Source organism: Streptomyces sp. NPDC091282, from assembly GCF_044757385.1.
In the GTDB taxonomy this organism is placed as follows: Bacteria; Actinomycetota; Actinomycetes; order Streptomycetales; family Streptomycetaceae; genus Streptomyces; species Streptomyces gramineus.
Map to the genome: position 1 here is coordinate 204,122 of NZ_JBIVUX010000008.1, position 13,900 is coordinate 218,021.

The 13,900-nt window shown below is 73.5% G+C and carries 13 protein-coding genes; 7 read left to right on the top strand and 6 right to left on the bottom strand.

Features of this window, described 5'->3' with window-relative positions; translation table 11 throughout:
* Nucleotides 1-19: 19 nt before the first annotated feature.
* The gene (locus ACIQOE_RS32775; RefSeq protein WP_401415321.1) at nt 20-2,401 is read right to left on the bottom strand and encodes a phosphoketolase; all 2,382 of its coding nucleotides are present in this window, start codon (nt 2,399-2,401) and stop codon (nt 20-22) included.
* Nucleotides 2,402-2,448: 47 nt separating this feature from the next.
* On the opposite strand from ACIQOE_RS32775, the gene ppk2 reads away from it, so the two are divergent.
* Nucleotides 2,449-3,252, top strand: coding sequence for a polyphosphate kinase 2 (gene ppk2, locus ACIQOE_RS32780; protein ID WP_351323264.1), 804 nt, complete (start codon nt 2,449-2,451; stop codon nt 3,250-3,252).
* A gap of 17 nt (nt 3,253-3,269) precedes the next feature.
* Here ppk2 and ACIQOE_RS32785 read toward each other — a convergent pair whose 3' ends face one another.
* Entirely contained in the window at nt 3,270-4,154 is an 885-nt protein-coding gene (locus ACIQOE_RS32785; protein ID WP_365574428.1) for a universal stress protein, read from the bottom strand.
* A 331-nt stretch (nt 4,155-4,485) separates the two neighbouring features.
* On the opposite strand from ACIQOE_RS32785, the gene ACIQOE_RS32790 reads away from it, so the two are divergent.
* Nucleotides 4,486-4,950: a cyclic nucleotide-binding domain-containing protein gene (locus tag ACIQOE_RS32790; protein WP_401415324.1), complete on the top strand. Its 465-nt coding sequence runs from the start codon at nt 4,486-4,488 to the stop codon at nt 4,948-4,950.
* Between the two features lie 109 nt (nt 4,951-5,059).
* Nucleotides 5,060-5,761, top strand: coding sequence for a response regulator (locus tag ACIQOE_RS32795; RefSeq protein ID WP_401415326.1), 702 nt, complete (start codon nt 5,060-5,062; stop codon nt 5,759-5,761).
* Between the two features lie 24 nt (nt 5,762-5,785).
* Here ACIQOE_RS32795 and ACIQOE_RS32800 read toward each other — a convergent pair whose 3' ends face one another.
* Nucleotides 5,786-7,285, bottom strand: coding sequence for a PucR family transcriptional regulator (locus tag ACIQOE_RS32800; RefSeq protein WP_401415328.1), 1,500 nt, complete (start codon nt 7,283-7,285; stop codon nt 5,786-5,788).
* Nucleotides 7,286-7,439: 154 nt separating this feature from the next.
* Between ACIQOE_RS32800 and speB the strand changes: the two genes are divergently transcribed.
* From speB to ACIQOE_RS32820, 4 genes are read left to right on the top strand one after another with little or no spacing between them, the layout of a single operon-like run.
* Nucleotides 7,440-8,408 carry an agmatinase gene (speB, locus tag ACIQOE_RS32805; protein WP_351940884.1) on the top strand — a complete coding sequence of 323 codons (969 nt, stop codon included), beginning with the start codon at nt 7,440-7,442 and terminating at the stop codon, nt 8,406-8,408.
* Nucleotides 8,405-9,973, top strand: a complete 1,569-nt coding sequence (locus ACIQOE_RS32810; protein WP_365556927.1) for a cytosine permease — start codon at nt 8,405-8,407, stop codon at nt 9,971-9,973. The genes speB and ACIQOE_RS32810 overlap by 4 nt, the downstream gene beginning before the upstream one ends.
* A 4-nt stretch (nt 9,974-9,977) precedes the next feature.
* Entirely contained in the window at nt 9,978-10,631 is a 654-nt protein-coding gene (locus tag ACIQOE_RS32815) for a cyclase family protein (protein WP_365574437.1), read from the top strand.
* A complete protein-coding gene (locus ACIQOE_RS32820) occupies nt 10,628-11,038 on the top strand; it encodes a nuclear transport factor 2 family protein (RefSeq protein ID WP_401415330.1) in 411 nt (136 codons plus the stop codon). The genes ACIQOE_RS32815 and ACIQOE_RS32820 overlap by 4 nt, the downstream gene beginning before the upstream one ends.
* 15 nt (nt 11,039-11,053) lie before the next feature.
* On the opposite strand, the gene ACIQOE_RS32825 is transcribed toward ACIQOE_RS32820, so the two are convergent.
* The 3 genes from ACIQOE_RS32825 to ACIQOE_RS32835 all read right to left on the bottom strand — a co-directional run bounded on the left by ACIQOE_RS32825 (nt 11,054) and on the right by ACIQOE_RS32835 (nt 13,790).
* A complete protein-coding gene (locus ACIQOE_RS32825; RefSeq protein ID WP_401415332.1) occupies nt 11,054-11,674 on the bottom strand; it encodes a TetR/AcrR family transcriptional regulator in 621 nt (206 codons plus the stop codon).
* A gap of 417 nt (nt 11,675-12,091) precedes the next feature.
* Nucleotides 12,092-12,991: an SDR family oxidoreductase gene (locus ACIQOE_RS32830; RefSeq protein WP_401415334.1), complete on the bottom strand. Its 900-nt coding sequence runs from the start codon at nt 12,989-12,991 to the stop codon at nt 12,092-12,094.
* 58 nt (nt 12,992-13,049) lie between these two features.
* The gene (locus ACIQOE_RS32835) at nt 13,050-13,790 is read right to left on the bottom strand and encodes an SDR family oxidoreductase (protein WP_351323251.1); all 741 of its coding nucleotides are present in this window, start codon (nt 13,788-13,790) and stop codon (nt 13,050-13,052) included.
* Nucleotides 13,791-13,900: the final 110 nt, after the last annotated feature.

The following is a 13,900-nucleotide window of genomic DNA, read 5'->3' on the forward strand; positions in this document are numbered from 1 at the left end:
GCTTCGGGGGTGGGGGCGTTCAGGCGTTCCAGCTCCAGTCGGCCACCTCGGGCAGGTCGGTGCCGTGCGCACGGATCCAGGCGTGATGGCGGGTGCGGGCGTCGGCCATCAGCTGGCGTACCGCTGCGGCGCGGACCGCGAGGCCGGGGACGCGGTCGATGACGTCCATGACCAGCCGGTAGCGGTCCAGGTCGTTGCGGACGACCATGTCGAAAGGAGTGGTGGTGGTGCCCGCCTCCTTGTAGCCCCGCACGTGCAGATGGCGGTGGCCGGCCCGCCGGTAGGCGAGGCGGTGGACCAGCCAGGGATAGCCGTGGTACGCGAAGATCACCGGCTTGTCGGCGGTGAAGAGGCCGTCGTACTCGAAGTCGGTCATCCCGTGCGGGTGTTCCTCGCGCGGCAGGAGCCGGGTCATGTCGACGACGTTGACCACGCGCACGGCGAGCCGGGGCAGGTGGCGGCGCAGCAGCTGGGCGGCGGCCAGGATCTCCAGGGTGGGCACGTCGCCGGCGCAGGCGAGGACGACGTCGGGTTCGCCGCCGTTCTCCGTGCCCGCCCAGTCCCAGATGCCGGCGCCGCGCGCGCAGTGGGCGCGGGCCTGGTCCATGGACAGCCAGTCGAAGCAGGGCTGTTTGCCGGCCACGACGACGTTGACGTAGTCCCGGCTGCGCAGGACGTGGTCGGCGACCGACAGGAGGGTGTTGGCGTCCGGTGGTAGGTAGACGCGGACGACCTCGGGGCTCTTGTTGAGGACGTGGTCGACGAAGCCGGGGTCCTGGTGGGAGAAGCCGTTGTGGTCCTGGCGCCACACGTGCGAGGTGAGCAGGTAGTTGAGGGAGGCGACAGGCGCCCGCCACGGCAGCCGGCGTGCCGTCCGCAGCCACTTGATGTGCTGGTTGACCATCGAGTCGACGATGTGCACGAACGCCTCGTAGCAGGAGAACAGTCCGTGCCGCCCGGTGAGGAGGTAGCCCTCCAGCCAGCCCTGGCAGGTGTGTTCGGAGAGGATCTCCAGGACCCGGCCGTGCCGGTCGAGGTGTTCGTCGACCGGGAGCCGTTCGGCCTGCCAGGCCTTTCCGCTGGCGCCGTAGACGGCCTGGAGCCGGTTGGAGGCGGTCTCGTCCGGGCCCACCAGGCGGAAGTCCCGGCGGGCGCGGGTGTCCCGCATGATCTGTTCCAGCAGGTCGCCGAGGACGCGGGTCGGTTCGTGCAGGGTCGTGCCGGGCTTCTCGACCGGGACGGCGAACCCGTCGAGGTCGGCGATGGGCAGGTCGCGGAGGAGGAGGCCGCCGTTGGCGTGCGCGGTGGCGCCCAGGCGGCGGGGGCCGTCGGGGACGCAGGCGAGGACGTCGGCGACGGGCCGGCCGTCCTGGTCGAACAGCTCCCCGGGCCGGTAGGAGCGCAGCCACTCCTCCAACTGCCGCAGGTGGGCGGGGTTCTCGCGGACGCCGGGCAGCGGGACCTGGTGGGCGCGCCAGGTGCCCGCCACGGGTTCGCCGTCCACCTCGGCAGGGCCGGTCCAGCCCTTGGGCGTGCGCAGCACGATCATCGGCCAGTGCACACGGCGGGTGCCGCCGTCCTCGCGGGCCGTGCGCTGCGCGAGCGCGATGCGGTCCAGGGCCTTGTCGAGCGCGGCGGCCATGGCGCGGTGGACCTGTGCGGGGTCGTCGCCCGTGACGTGGATCGGCTCGTGCCCGTAGCCGCGCAGCAGGGCGTCGAGTTCGGCCTCGGGGATGCGGGCGAGGACCGTCGGGTTGGCGATCTTGTAGCCGTTGAGGTGCAGGATCGGCAGGACGGCGCCGTCCTGGACCGGGTCGAGGAACTTGTTCGAGTGCCATGCGGTGGCCAGCGGCCCGGTCTCCGCCTCGCCGTCGCCGATCACGCAGGCGACCAGCAGGCCGGGGTTGTCGAAGGCGGCGCCGTAGGCGTGCGCCAGGGAGTAGCCGAGTTCGCCGCCCTCGTGGATGGAGCCCGGCGTCTCCGGGGCCACGTGGCTGGGCACGCCGCCGGGGAAGGAGAACTGGCGGAACAGCCGCTCCATCCCGGCCACGTCCCGGGTCACGTCCGGGTAGGTCTCGCTGTAGCTGCCCTCCAGCCAGGAGTTGGCCAGCACGGACGGGCCGCCGTGTCCCGGTCCCCACACGCACAGCGCGTCCAGTCCGCGGGCCTTGATCACCCGGTTCAGGTGGGTGTGGACGAGGTTCAGGCCGGGTGAGGTGCCCCAGTGGCCGAGCAGCCGCGGCTTGATGTGCTCCGGCCGCAGCGGCTCGGTGAGCAGCGGGTTGGCCATCAGGTAGATCTGGGCCGCGGCGAGGTAGTTCGCGGCCCGCCAGTGCGCGTCCAGGGTGCGCAGCTCGTCGTCGGACAGTACGGTGGCGTCCTGGTGTTCGACCTTGGACATGGGGGAAACTCCGGGAGTCGTTGAGGTCATCGGGCGGTGGAGGCGGCATGGCCGGCAAGCGGGCGGCGGAGCTGCCGCGCAAGGCGTACGAGAAGGAACTGCTGCGTCTTCAGACCGAGTTGGTCAAGATGCAGGAGTGGGTGCGGGCGACGGGCGCGCGGCTCGTGGTGGTCTTCGAGGGCCGGGACGCGGCCGGCAAGGGCGGCACGATCAAACGGGTGACCGAGCACCTCAATCCGCGGGTCGCCCGGATCGCGGCGCTGCCGAAGCCGACCGAGCGCCAGCGCACCCAGTGGTACTTCCAGCGGTACGTGGAGCATCTGCCGGCGGCCGGGGAGATCGTGCTGTTCGACCGGTCCTGGTACAACCGGGCCGGGGTCGAGCACGTGATGGGCTTCTGTACGAAGGAGGAGTACCAGCTCTTCCTGCGCCAGTGCCCGATCTTCGAGCGGATGCTGGTCGAGGCGGGGGTCCTGCTGCGCAAGTACTGGTTCTCGGTGAGCGACACCGAGCAGCAGGAGCGGTTCCGCAAGCGGCTGGAGGATCCGCTGCGGCGCTGGAAGCTGTCGCCGATGGACCTGGAGTCGATCACCCACTGGGAGGCGTACTCCCGGGCCAAGGACGAGATGCTGGTGCACACCGACATCTCCGAGGCGCCCTGGTTCACCGTGGAGAGCGACGACAAGCGCCGGGCCCGGCTGAACATGATCGCCCACCTGCTGTCGTCGGTGCCGTACGCCGAGGTGCCGCCGCAGGTGCTGGAGCTGCCCGAGCGGCCGCCGTCGACCGGCTACCAGCGCACGCCGCGCGATCTGCAGAGCTACGTGCCCGACCACGCGGCGACCCTCTGAGCGTGCGGTCATCGCCGTCACTCCCGCTCGGGCACGACGACGACCGGGCAGACCGAGTGGTGCAGGACGCTGTGGGCGACCCGGCCGAGGTGGAGGCCGAAGGTCCGGGGGCGGCGCCGGGCGCCGACGACCAGGAGGGCGGCGTCGCGGGAGGCGGCGGCGAGCACGGAGCGGGCGCGGCCCTCGACCGTGCGGGGGTGTGTCTCGATGCCCGGGGGGACGTCGCGGAGCGCCGCCTCCAGCGCCTGCGCGGCCTCCTGTTCGTGGAGCCGGGCCAGCTCGCCGGAGGTCCTGGGGAGGTCGGTGGTCTCGTACACGGGGCTGCGCCAGGCCCGTACGGCGTCCAGGGGCACCCCGCGCCGTCGCGCCTCCTCGCAGGCGAAGCGCACGGCCCGCGACTCCTCGGGGTCCTCGCCGACGCCCACGACGATCCGGCCCGGCGACGGCGCGGCGGCCCGGTCCTCGGGGCTGCCGCGCACGACGGCCACCGGGCAGTGCGCGCGGCCCGCGAGCGCCAGGCTCACGGAGCCGAGCAGGGCCTCGACGAGACCGCTGCGGCCCCGGGTGCCCGTCACCACCAGGGCGGCCGCCCTGCTCTCGCGGACCAGCGCGTACTCGGGCTCCTCGGCGACCACGCCGGTGGACACCGTCACGTCGGGCTGCCGGTGCCGGGCGCGCCGGGCCGCGGTGCGCACGACGGCCTCGGCCATGATCTCCTCGGACGGCCGGTCCGGGTCGTCGGCGGGATGCGTGCCCTCGTACCGCTCCCACAGCGAGGCGTACACCAGGCGCAGCGGCAGCCCGCGCAGCACGGCCTCGTCGGCCGCCCAGCCGACGGCGCGCAGGCTCGGCTCGGACCCGTCGACGCCGACCACGATCGGCAGGACCGGACGCGTCTGCATGATCTGCACCTCCTACGGTGAGGGTCCCTCAGACAGGCGGTCCGCGCGCGGGGGCCGGTGCCATGGTGGGGTGCGGAAGCGGCCCGGGGCAGGGGCCGGTGGTCCCGGGCGGGGGCCCCGACGGCCCCTGCCGTTCCCCGGCGGTGGCGTGCTCCGGGCCGGGTCCGGCGGCGTACGGCGCGTCCGGTCCGCACCTGCGCGCGCTCGCGCCGGGAGCGGACGGCAACGGGGGCCGGTCGGCCCCGCCGCAGGACCGGGTGGCCCATGGCCGCAAGGGGGGCGCCGGCGGGACGCTGGGCGTGCGAGTTCCGCAGTCACCGGGAGGCACGCCATGTTCACCACTTCCGCGCCCGGCATCCTCCGCGCGCTGCCGGCCGGACACCGGGAGCGGCTCATGCGGGCCGCGTGCGAGGTGTCCTTCCCGCAGGGCGCCCGGCTGTTCGAGGAGGGCGGCCGGGCCGACCGGTTCTGGATCGTCCGCACCGGCACGGTGGACCTCGACATGCACGTGCCCGGGCGCCGCGCGGCCGTCATCGAGACCCTCCGGCACAACGAACTGGTCGGCTGGTCGTGGCTGTTCAGCCCGCACGTGTGGCACCTGGGGGCCGAGGCGACGACCCCGGTGCGGGCCTACGAGTTCGACGCCCTGGCCGTCCGCATGATGTGCGCGGACGATCCGGCCCTTGGCAGCGCCGTCGCCCGGTGGGTGGGTGACGTCCTGGCCCACCGGCTGTGCTCGGCGCGCACCCGGCTGCTCGACCTGTACGCCCCGTACGGCGCCGGTACCCGCGTCTGAGCACGCCCGGGGAGGGCCGGTCGGCCCTGGTGCATCCGGATCCGGCGCGCGATGATCGTCGTGACGGGCGGACCGAAGCCTGTCCGCCACCGGGGAGCAGGGGGTCGCCATGACCGCGGCACGCACGTTCACGGAACGGGATCCGATCCGCGTCTTCCTGCTCGACGACCACGAGGTCGTACGGCGCGGCATCACCGACCTGCTCGGCGCCGAGCCGGACATCGCGGTGGTGGGCGACGCGGACAGCGCCGAGCAGGCCCTGGTCCGCGGCCCGGCGCTGCGTCCGCACGTCGCCGTCCTCGACGTACGCCTCCCGGACGGCGACGGCATCACGGTCTGCCGGGAGCTGCGCAGCCGGATGCCGGAGCTGGCCTGCCTGATGCTGACGTCCTTCGACGACGAGGAGGCGCTGCTCGACGCGATCATGGCCGGGGCCTCGGGGTACGTCCTCAAGCAGATCAAGGGCTCCGACCTGGTCACGGCGGTGCGCACGGTCGCCTCCGGCCAGTCCATGCTGGATCCGGCGACCACGGCCCGGCTGATGCGTTCGCTGCGGGCCGACCCGGCGGGGCCGCCGGACGTCGCTCCCGAGCTGGCCAGTCTCTCCCCCCGCGAGCGGGACATCCTCGCCCTGATCGGGGACGGCCTCACCAACCGCGAGATCGGCGACCGGCTCTACCTCTCCGAGAAGACGGTCAAGAACCACATCTCGCGGCTGCTGGCCAAGCTCGGCGTCCAGCGCCGGGTCCAGGCCGCCGTCCTCGCCTCCCAGCTGGACCGGCCCGAGGGCGGCGAACGGCCCGCGAGGTGACCGCGCCGGGCCGCGGCTCGCCCGCTACGGCCCGTCGGCCGCCACGCCCAGTTCGGCCGCCGCGCGTACGGCGAACCAGACCTCGGTGAAGGCGGCGGTCGTGGTCAGGTCGCGGCCGGTCACCTCGCCGAAGCGGCGCAGCCGGTAGCCGAGGGTGTTGGGGTGGATGTGCAGGGCCGCGGCGGCGTCCTCGGTGCGCCGGTCGCGCTCCATCCAGGTGCGGACGGACACCAGCAGCTGCGACCCGTGCGCGCGGTCGTAGCGCAGGACGTCGCCGAGGACCTGCTCGACCAGCGCGGCCAGCAGCCGGCGGTCCTCGGGCAGCCAGCGCCCGGTGGCGTCCTCACCGTAGTGGACGAAGGGCCTGCCGGCCTCCGCGGCCCGGCCTGCCGCCCACTCCGCCTCCTGCCGCGCGACCCGCAGCGGCTCGCCGACGGCGAAGGGCCGGCTGACCCCGCACACCGTGCCGGGCAGGTCGGCCAACGCCTCGGTGAAGCCGGGTTCGGCGAGCACCAGCCGGTCCTCGCCGCGGCGCAGGGTCAGGTGCGGGTGGTCGGAGAGGGCGAGGCCCAGTTGCTCGTCCGGGGTGCCGCGGACCACGGCGAGCACGACCGGCCGCCGCGCGTCCAGGCCGTGGTGGGCCAGCCGGCGCTGGGCGCCGGCCGGGTCCAGGGTGTCCTGGAGCATCTCGGCCAGGGTCTCGGCGCCCTCGCGGCGCAGCACCTCGCGTTCCTGGCGGACCATGGCGAGCCGCAGGGCGGCGACGGTGGCCAGGTGCTGCACGACGGCCAGTCCTGCGGGGCGGGCGCCGGACCGTTCCAGGGCGACCAGGTAGCCGGCGGCGCCGCCCGGGCCGAGCACCGGGAGGACGAAGCCGCCGGGCACGGTCGGCGGGGCGTCCGGGTCCGCGGGGAGCACCGAGAGGTCCTCCGGCGCGGCGACGCCGGGCAGCAGGGGGCGGCCCTGGGGGGTGCACAGGAAGATCCGGTAGCCGCTGAGCTGCTCCAGGCGGTCGAAGAGGGCGGGGATGTCGAGGTTCTCCTCGGCCATCCAGCGCAGGGCGCCGAAGACCTGGAGCTGGGCGCCGAGCCGTTCGGCGGACTTCTCGCTGACGGCGGCGGCGACCTCCTGTGCGATAGTGACGAAGGGAACGGCGAGCGGGACCTCCAGCACCGGGAAGCCGCGTTCCTCGGCCGCGGTGAGGAAGGCCTGGCGCAGCGCGGGGGTGCGCAGCCGGGTGCTGAGGACCAGCGCGGCCACGCCGGCGTCGTCGAGCCGCTCCAGGTAGCGCCGCTGGGCCTCGCCCGCGCGGGGCACGGCGAGGCCGACGGTCATGAGGACCTCCGATCCCGCCAGCCACGGAGTGGGGTCCTCCAGTTCGCTGACGTGCGCCCAGGAGACCGCCCGGCCCAGGCCGGAGGCGCCCGCGAGCAGTCGCATCTGCAATGCGGGGAAGGACAGCAGGTCGCGCACGGTGAGGACGGACGGGGCGGTGGCCGCGGGGAGGTCTTTGTGGTCGGACACAAGGAAACTGTAGTTCTTCGTGCCCTCGACAATTGACCACCCGGGCGGCCGCTTCGCAGACTGAGCCATCCCCCGCTACTGGAACCGTTCACTCCGCGTACGGGATCCGTTCTCCCCCGGCGGTGCCCGACCGGGTTCGACAGGAAGGTGCCGGATGACGACCGAGCCACGTGGACCCGTGGACTCCTCCCGCGTGCCGCGCTACGCCGGCCCCGCCACCTTCGCCCGGCTGCCACGGCTTGACGAGGTGGAGCGGGCGGACATCGCCGTCGTCGGCGTTCCCTTCGACACCGGCGTCTCCTACCGGCCCGGCGCCCGGTTCGCCCCGGCCGCGGTGCGCGAGGCGTCCCGGCTGCTGCGCCCGTACCACCCGGCGCTGGACGTGTCGCCGTTCGCGACGGCGCAGGTCGCCGACGCCGGTGACATCCCGGTGAACCCCTTCGACATCAACGAGGCGATCGAGACCGTCCAGGCGGAGGCCTCGCGCCTCCAGGCCGACGGCACGAAGCTGGTCACCGTCGGCGGCGACCACACCATCGCGCTGCCGCTGCTGCGCGCGGTCGCCGAGCGGCACGGCCCGGTCGCGGTGCTCCACTTCGACGCGCACCTGGACACCTGGGACACCTACTTCGGCGCCGAATACACCCACGGCACCCCGTTCCGCCGCGCCGTCGAGGAGGGGATCGTCGACACCGAGGCGCTCAGCCACGTCGGCACCCGCGGCCCCCTGTACGGAAAGCGGGACCTGGAGGAGGACCGCCGGCTCGGCTTCGGCATCGTCACCTCCTCCGACGTGCTGCGGCGCGGCGTCGACGAGACCGTGGACGCCCTGCGGCAGCGCATCGGCGACCGACCGCTCTACGTGTCCGTGGACATCGACGTCCTGGACCCCGCACACGCTCCCGGCACGGGCACCCCCGAGGCCGGCGGCATGACCTCGCGCGAGCTGCTGGAGATCCTTCGCGGCCTGGCGGGACTCGATCTGGTCGGCGGCGACATCGTCGAGGTGGCTCCCGCCTACGACCACGCGGACATCACCTCCTTCGCCGCGTCCCATGTCGCCTACGACCTGATCAGCCTGTTGACCCTGGACCCCGCCGTCCCCCGCGAGGAGCACAGATGACCACCAGTCCCCACGGCGAGCAGCACGACGCCCCGGCGCTGACCGAGATCGAGACCTACGGCGTCGAGCGCATCCCCGACGCCGACCGCACGGCCCGGCCGCTGGACCTGTTCCGGGTCGCCTTCGGCGGTGCGAACACCTTCGCCACCTGTGTCCTCGGCGCCTTCCCCATCCTCTTCGGCCTGTCCTTCTGGCAGGGCCTGGCGGCCACCGGCCTCGGCCTCGCCGTGGGCGCGCTGATCCTCGCGCCGCTGGCCGTGTTCGGGCCGCTGAACGGCACCAACAACTCGGTCTCCTCCTCCGCGCACCTCGGGGTGCACGGCCGGGTCGTCGGCTCCTTCCTCTCCCTGCTGACCGCGGTCGCGTTCTTCTCGATCTCCGTGTGGTCCTCCGGCGACGCCCTGGTCGGCGGCGCGCACCGGATGTTCCACCTGCCGACCAACGAGGGGGTGTACGCCCTCGCCTACGGGCTGTTCGCGGCCCTCGTGCTGACGGTGTGCATCTACGGCTTCCGGTTCATGCTCTTCGTGAACAAGATCGCGGTCGCCGCCGCCTCGCTGCTCTTCGTCCTCGGCCTCTTCGCCTTCGGCGGCGACTTCGACGCCGGCTACCAGGGCAGCTTCCACTCGCTGAGCACTCCGGGCTTCTGGCCGGCGTTCATCGGCTCGGCGCTGATCGTGCTCTCCAACCCGGTCTCCTTCGGCGCCTTCCTCGGCGACTGGGCGCGCTACATCCCCGCCGACACCCCGCGCCGCCGGGTGATGGGCGCGGCCTTCCTGTCCCAGATCGCGACGATCCTGCCGTTCTTCTTCGGCCTGGCGACCGCCTCGATCATCGCCGCCAAGGCCGGGAACTTCCTCGACCCGAGCGCCCCGGACTACGTCGGCGGGCTGCTGGCCGTCTCGCCCTCCTGGTACTTCCTGCCCGTCTGCCTGCTCGCGCTGATCGGCGGCATGTCCACCGGCACCACCTCGCTCTACGGCACCGGCCTCGACTTCGCCAGCGTGTTCCCCCGGTTCAGCCGGGTGCAGGCCACCGTGTTCATCGGCGTCCTGTCGATCTCCTTCATCTTCGTCGGCCGGTTCGCCGCGAACCTCACCCAGTCCATCTCCACCTTCGCGACGCTGATCATCGTCTGCACCGCGCCGTGGATGGTCATCATGATGCTGGGCTTCCTCACCCGCCGCGGCTGGTACGACCCGGACTCGCTGCAGGTCTTCAACCGCCGTCAGCGGGGCGGACGGTACTGGTTCACGCACGGCTGGAACTGGCGCGGCATGGCGGCCTGGCTGGCCTCGGCCCTGCTCGCCGTGCAGTTCGTCAACCTGCCCGGTCAGTTCGTGGGCGCCCTGGGCGACCTGGCGGGCGGCGTGGACATCTCCCTGCCGGTCGGTCTCGGCCTGGCCGCGGTGAGCTACCTGGCGCTGCTGTGGCTGTTCCCGGAGCCGCGCGCCGTCTTCGGTCCCGAGGGCCCGCGGCTGGTGCGCGCCGTCGACGCCCCGGTGCCGCCGATCACCTCCGCCGACGGCGTGCCGGTCACCGCCCCCGAGCCGGCGGAGGTGTGAGCCGATGCGCCTGATCGACCTGTCCGTGCCGCTGCGCACCGGCATGCCGGTCTACCCCGGTGACCCGGAGGTGGACATCCGGCCCGCGCTCACCGTCGCCGAGGACGGCGTCAACGTCCTCCACGTGCGGATGGGTTCGCAGTCCGGCACCCACGTGGACGCCCCCTCCCACATCGAGGACGGGCTGTCCGCGCTGGACCAGTTGCCGCTGGACCGGTTCGACGGAAGCGCGCACGTCGTGGACGTCCGGGGCCTGGCGCCCCGGACGGCGATCGGCGCGGACCGGTTCGCCGGCGTCCCGGAGGGCCGGATCGTGCTGATCGCGACCGGCTGGTCCGCGCACTGGGGCACCGACGCCTACCACGGCCACCCGTACCTGACCGAGGAGGCGGCCGCGCTGCTCGTCGCCCGCGGTGTGCGCACCGTCGGCATCGACGCGCTGAGCGTCGACCCCACGCCCGGGGAGACGCTGCCCGCGCACCGCGTCCTGTGCCGTGCCGACGCCGTCATCGCCGAGAACCTCACCCACCTGGCCGAGGTCCTCGACGCCCAGCGGGCCGGCCACGGCGTCCACGTCAGCCTCTTCCCCCTGCACCTGCCCGGCGCGGACGGCGCACCCGTCCGTGCCGTCGCCAAGATCACGGAGCCGCAGTCATGACGACCGACCACGACGCCGTCCTCGCCGCGGCCGACGCACTCGTCGCCGCGTTCGCCGGGGGCCGCACCGAGGACTACTTCGACGCCTTCTCGGCCGACGCCAGCTTCGTCTTCCACACCGCGGACCGGCGGCTGGACTCCACCGAGGAGTACCGGGCGCTGTGGCGGACGTGGGCCGAGGAGGACGGCTTCCGGGTGCTGGCCTGCGCGTCGGAGGACCGGCGGGTGCAGCTCTTCGGCGACACCGCCGTGTTCACGCACGCGGTGACCACCCGGGTGGCCACGCACGCCGGGGAGGAGACGGTGCGCGAGCGCGAGACCATCGTCTTCCACCGCGGCGGCGACGCCGGCGGCTGGCGGGCCGTCCACGAGCACCTGTCGCCGGACTCCGCCGCCGCGACCGCCTGAGCCGCCGGGACCCGGCTACCTCGGGCCGACTCCGTCCAGCAGGTTGTCGACGAGCCCCACGACGAACTCGTCGGTGACGGGTTCGTCGGGGATGAGCAGCCGGTGGTAGACGGCTCCCCAGAGCTGGTCGACGAGGATCTGCACGTCGGTGCCGGGACGGATCTGGCCCAGCTCCTGGGCACGGAGCAGGCGTTCTCCGGCCAGCCGGCGCCGCTGCGAGGAGTACAGCCTGCGGTAGGCGGTGGCCAGGTCCTGGTCGGTCTGCGACGCGCCGATGAGTTCGGCCAGCACCCGGCCGCCCGGCGTGCGGGTCATGACCTGCGCGAAGGCGCGGAGCTGGGCGAGCAGGTCGGCGCGGATGTCCCCGGTGTCGGGGAAGGCGAGGGTGTTCTCGACCGCGTGGAAGTAGCCGTCCAGGCAGAGCGCGCCCCTGGACGGCCACCACTTGTAGAGGGTGGTCTTGCTGACGCCCGCCGCACGGGCGACACGTTCGAAGGTCAGGTCGCCGATGCCTTCGGCGAGCAGCAGGTCCCCGACGGTGCGCAGCACGTCCGCCCGAACCTCGTCCGCGGGCCGGCGCCCCCGCCCGCGGACGGGTCCCTCCCCGGCCGCCGGTGGGTTCGCGTCGTTCGCCATGGGTGCTCCTGTTCGGTTGCCGGGGGTCGGACCGGGACGGTCCGCGGTGGGTGCCGCACGCGTCGGGTACGCGTGGTCCCTCCCGCGCGCTGCCGCGTCCGGTCGCACGGACCGGTCCGCAGGCCGGCGATCAGCCCGTCGCGCGGGCGGAAGGTCATGGGACCGGTGCCGACGTACCCGTTGCCGGTCACGGTGAGGGCCGCGACATGGGTGCCGGGTGACCGGCCGGGCTCGATCGCGTCCAGGATGAAGTGTGCCTGCACGCCGATGCCGTCCGGTCCCAGGCGCGCACGCCGTCGCGGCCATGGTATTCGCGGCCCCGGTCGCCGAGTTCGGCGTCGTGGGTGAACACGGCCGCGAACGCCTCGGCGAAGGTCCTGACGGCCGCGGGAGTCCCGGTGCCGGTCATGGCGGACGTCACCTCCCGACGGTGAGCAGGTCGGCGAGGCCGATGCGGGTGAGGAAGTCGCGGCGGATCCGGTCGGCGGTGTCGGAGACCTCCTCGGAGCCGTCGCCCGCGGGGTCGACGTGCACGCGGAAAGGGCGCTGTCCCGCGGGCAGCGCGACGACCCGGGCGATCTCGTCGGAGACGAGCGAGGCGGGCGCGTCCTCGGGAGCGAGGGCGGCGAGTTTCGCCGCCACCTGGTCCATCAGGCCGGGGTACCGGCTCTCGTACTCGGCCTCGACGGCGGTGTCCTCGGGGCGGCCGGAGTGCGCGAAGTGTTGGGTGCCGCTGGTGAACGAGCCGGGTACGACGATCGAGGTCTCCACGCCCCAGCGGGCGAGTTCGCCGGCGTAGGACACCGCGAGGGAGTCCATGGCGGCCTTGGCCGCGAAGTACGGGGCGAGGTAGGGCGGGGTACCGCCCTTGACGCTGGTGCTGGACACCCAGACCACCAGTCCCGCGCGGCGCCGGCGCATGCCCGGCAGCGCGGCCCGGTTGACGCGCTGGGTGGAGAGGACGTTCACGTCGTACAGCTCGGCGAGCTGGTCGGGGGTGAAGGCCTCGGCGGGGCCGGTCACCATGTGCCCGGCGTTGTGGATCAGTACGTCGATGCGCCCGTGCTCCGCTTCGATCCGTGCGACGGCGGTGTCGACGGACGCCTGGGAGTTCACGTCGAGTTCGACGGGGCGCAGGTCGACGCCGTGCTCGTCGGCGTAGTCGGCGGCGGCCCGGACCTGGGGCGCGTTGCGGCCGGTGGTCCGGCGCATGCCGGCGTGGACGGTGTGGCCGGCGTCCGCCAGCGCGCGGGCGGTGAGCGCTCCGAAACCGCTGGAGGCGCCGGTGATGAGGACGACGTTGCCGGTGGTGGACATGGAGGTGGTCCCTTTCGCTGTGTCGGTGGGGCGGCGGGGCGGCCGGTGTGTTCCGGGGTCAGGCGAGTCCGCCGTTGGCGTAGAGGACCTGGCCGTTGACCCAGCGGGCGGGGCCGGCGAGGAACGAGACGACCTCGGCGATGTCGTCGGGCCGGCCGAGGCGCTCCAGCGGGGTAGCCCTGCCGAAGTTCTCGATGGTGGCGTCGTCCTTGCCCTCCAGGAACAGCGGTGTGGCCGTGGGGCCGGGCGCGACGGCGTTGACGGTGACGTCCCGGCCGCGCAGCTCGCGGGCGAGGATGAGGGTCAGGCCCTCGACGGCGGCCTTGCTCGCGACGTAGGCGCCGTAGCCGGGGAGCTGGGTGCGGACCACCGAGGTCGAGACGTTGATGATCGCGCCGCCCGGCCGGACCCTGCGGGCCGCCTGCTGGGAGACGACGAAGGTGCCGCGGATGTTCGTGCGGTGCATCCGGTCGAGGTCGGCGAGTTCGAGGGTCGCGACCGGCGAGAGGATCATGATCCCGGCGGTGTTCACGACCACGTCGATGCCGCCGAAGGCCGCCTCGACCGTGTCGAAGGCGGTGCTCATCTCGTGTTCGTCGGCCACGTCGCCGCCCACGGCCAGGGCCCGGCCGCCGGCGGCGGTGATCGCGGCCACGGTCTCCTCGGCCCTGGCCTTGTTGCCCGCGTACTGCACGGCGACGGCGAACCCGTCCGCGGCGAGCCGTTCGGCCGCGACGCGGCCGATGCCGCCCGAGCCTCCGGTGACCAGGGCGACGCGGTCGGTGGTGGGGGTGCTCATGGGGGTCTCCTCTGCGGACGCACCTAAATGAACGACGCGTTCATATAACCATGAAATGAACGCGCCGTCCATATCTTGTGGGCGCCGGATGTCAGGCAGCCTTCGCCACC

Excerpts from the sequence above, each read along its gene's own strand:
- ACIQOE_RS32775 (WP_401415321.1), bottom strand. The coding sequence starts at position 2,401 with ATGTCCAAGGTCGAACACCAGGACGCCACCGTACTGTCCGACGACGAG.
- ppk2 (WP_351323264.1), top strand. The coding sequence starts at position 2,449 with ATGGCCGGCAAGCGGGCGGCGGAGCTGCCGCGCAAGGCGTACGAGAAG.
- ACIQOE_RS32785 (WP_365574428.1), bottom strand. The coding sequence starts at position 4,154 with ATGCAGACGCGTCCGGTCCTGCCGATCGTGGTCGGCGTCGACGGGTCC.
- ACIQOE_RS32790 (WP_401415324.1), top strand. The coding sequence starts at position 4,486 with ATGTTCACCACTTCCGCGCCCGGCATCCTCCGCGCGCTGCCGGCCGGA.
- ACIQOE_RS32795 (WP_401415326.1), top strand. The coding sequence starts at position 5,060 with ATGACCGCGGCACGCACGTTCACGGAACGGGATCCGATCCGCGTCTTC.
- speB (WP_351940884.1), top strand. The coding sequence starts at position 7,440 with ATGACGACCGAGCCACGTGGACCCGTGGACTCCTCCCGCGTGCCGCGC.
- ACIQOE_RS32810 (WP_365556927.1), top strand. The coding sequence starts at position 8,405 with ATGACCACCAGTCCCCACGGCGAGCAGCACGACGCCCCGGCGCTGACC.
- ACIQOE_RS32815 (WP_365574437.1), top strand. The coding sequence starts at position 9,978 with ATGCGCCTGATCGACCTGTCCGTGCCGCTGCGCACCGGCATGCCGGTC.
- ACIQOE_RS32820 (WP_401415330.1), top strand. The coding sequence starts at position 10,628 with ATGACGACCGACCACGACGCCGTCCTCGCCGCGGCCGACGCACTCGTC.
- ACIQOE_RS32825 (WP_401415332.1), bottom strand. The coding sequence starts at position 11,674 with ATGGCGAACGACGCGAACCCACCGGCGGCCGGGGAGGGACCCGTCCGC.
- ACIQOE_RS32830 (WP_401415334.1), bottom strand. The coding sequence starts at position 12,991 with ATGTCCACCACCGGCAACGTCGTCCTCATCACCGGCGCCTCCAGCGGT.
- ACIQOE_RS32835 (WP_351323251.1), bottom strand. The coding sequence starts at position 13,790 with ATGAGCACCCCCACCACCGACCGCGTCGCCCTGGTCACCGGAGGCTCG.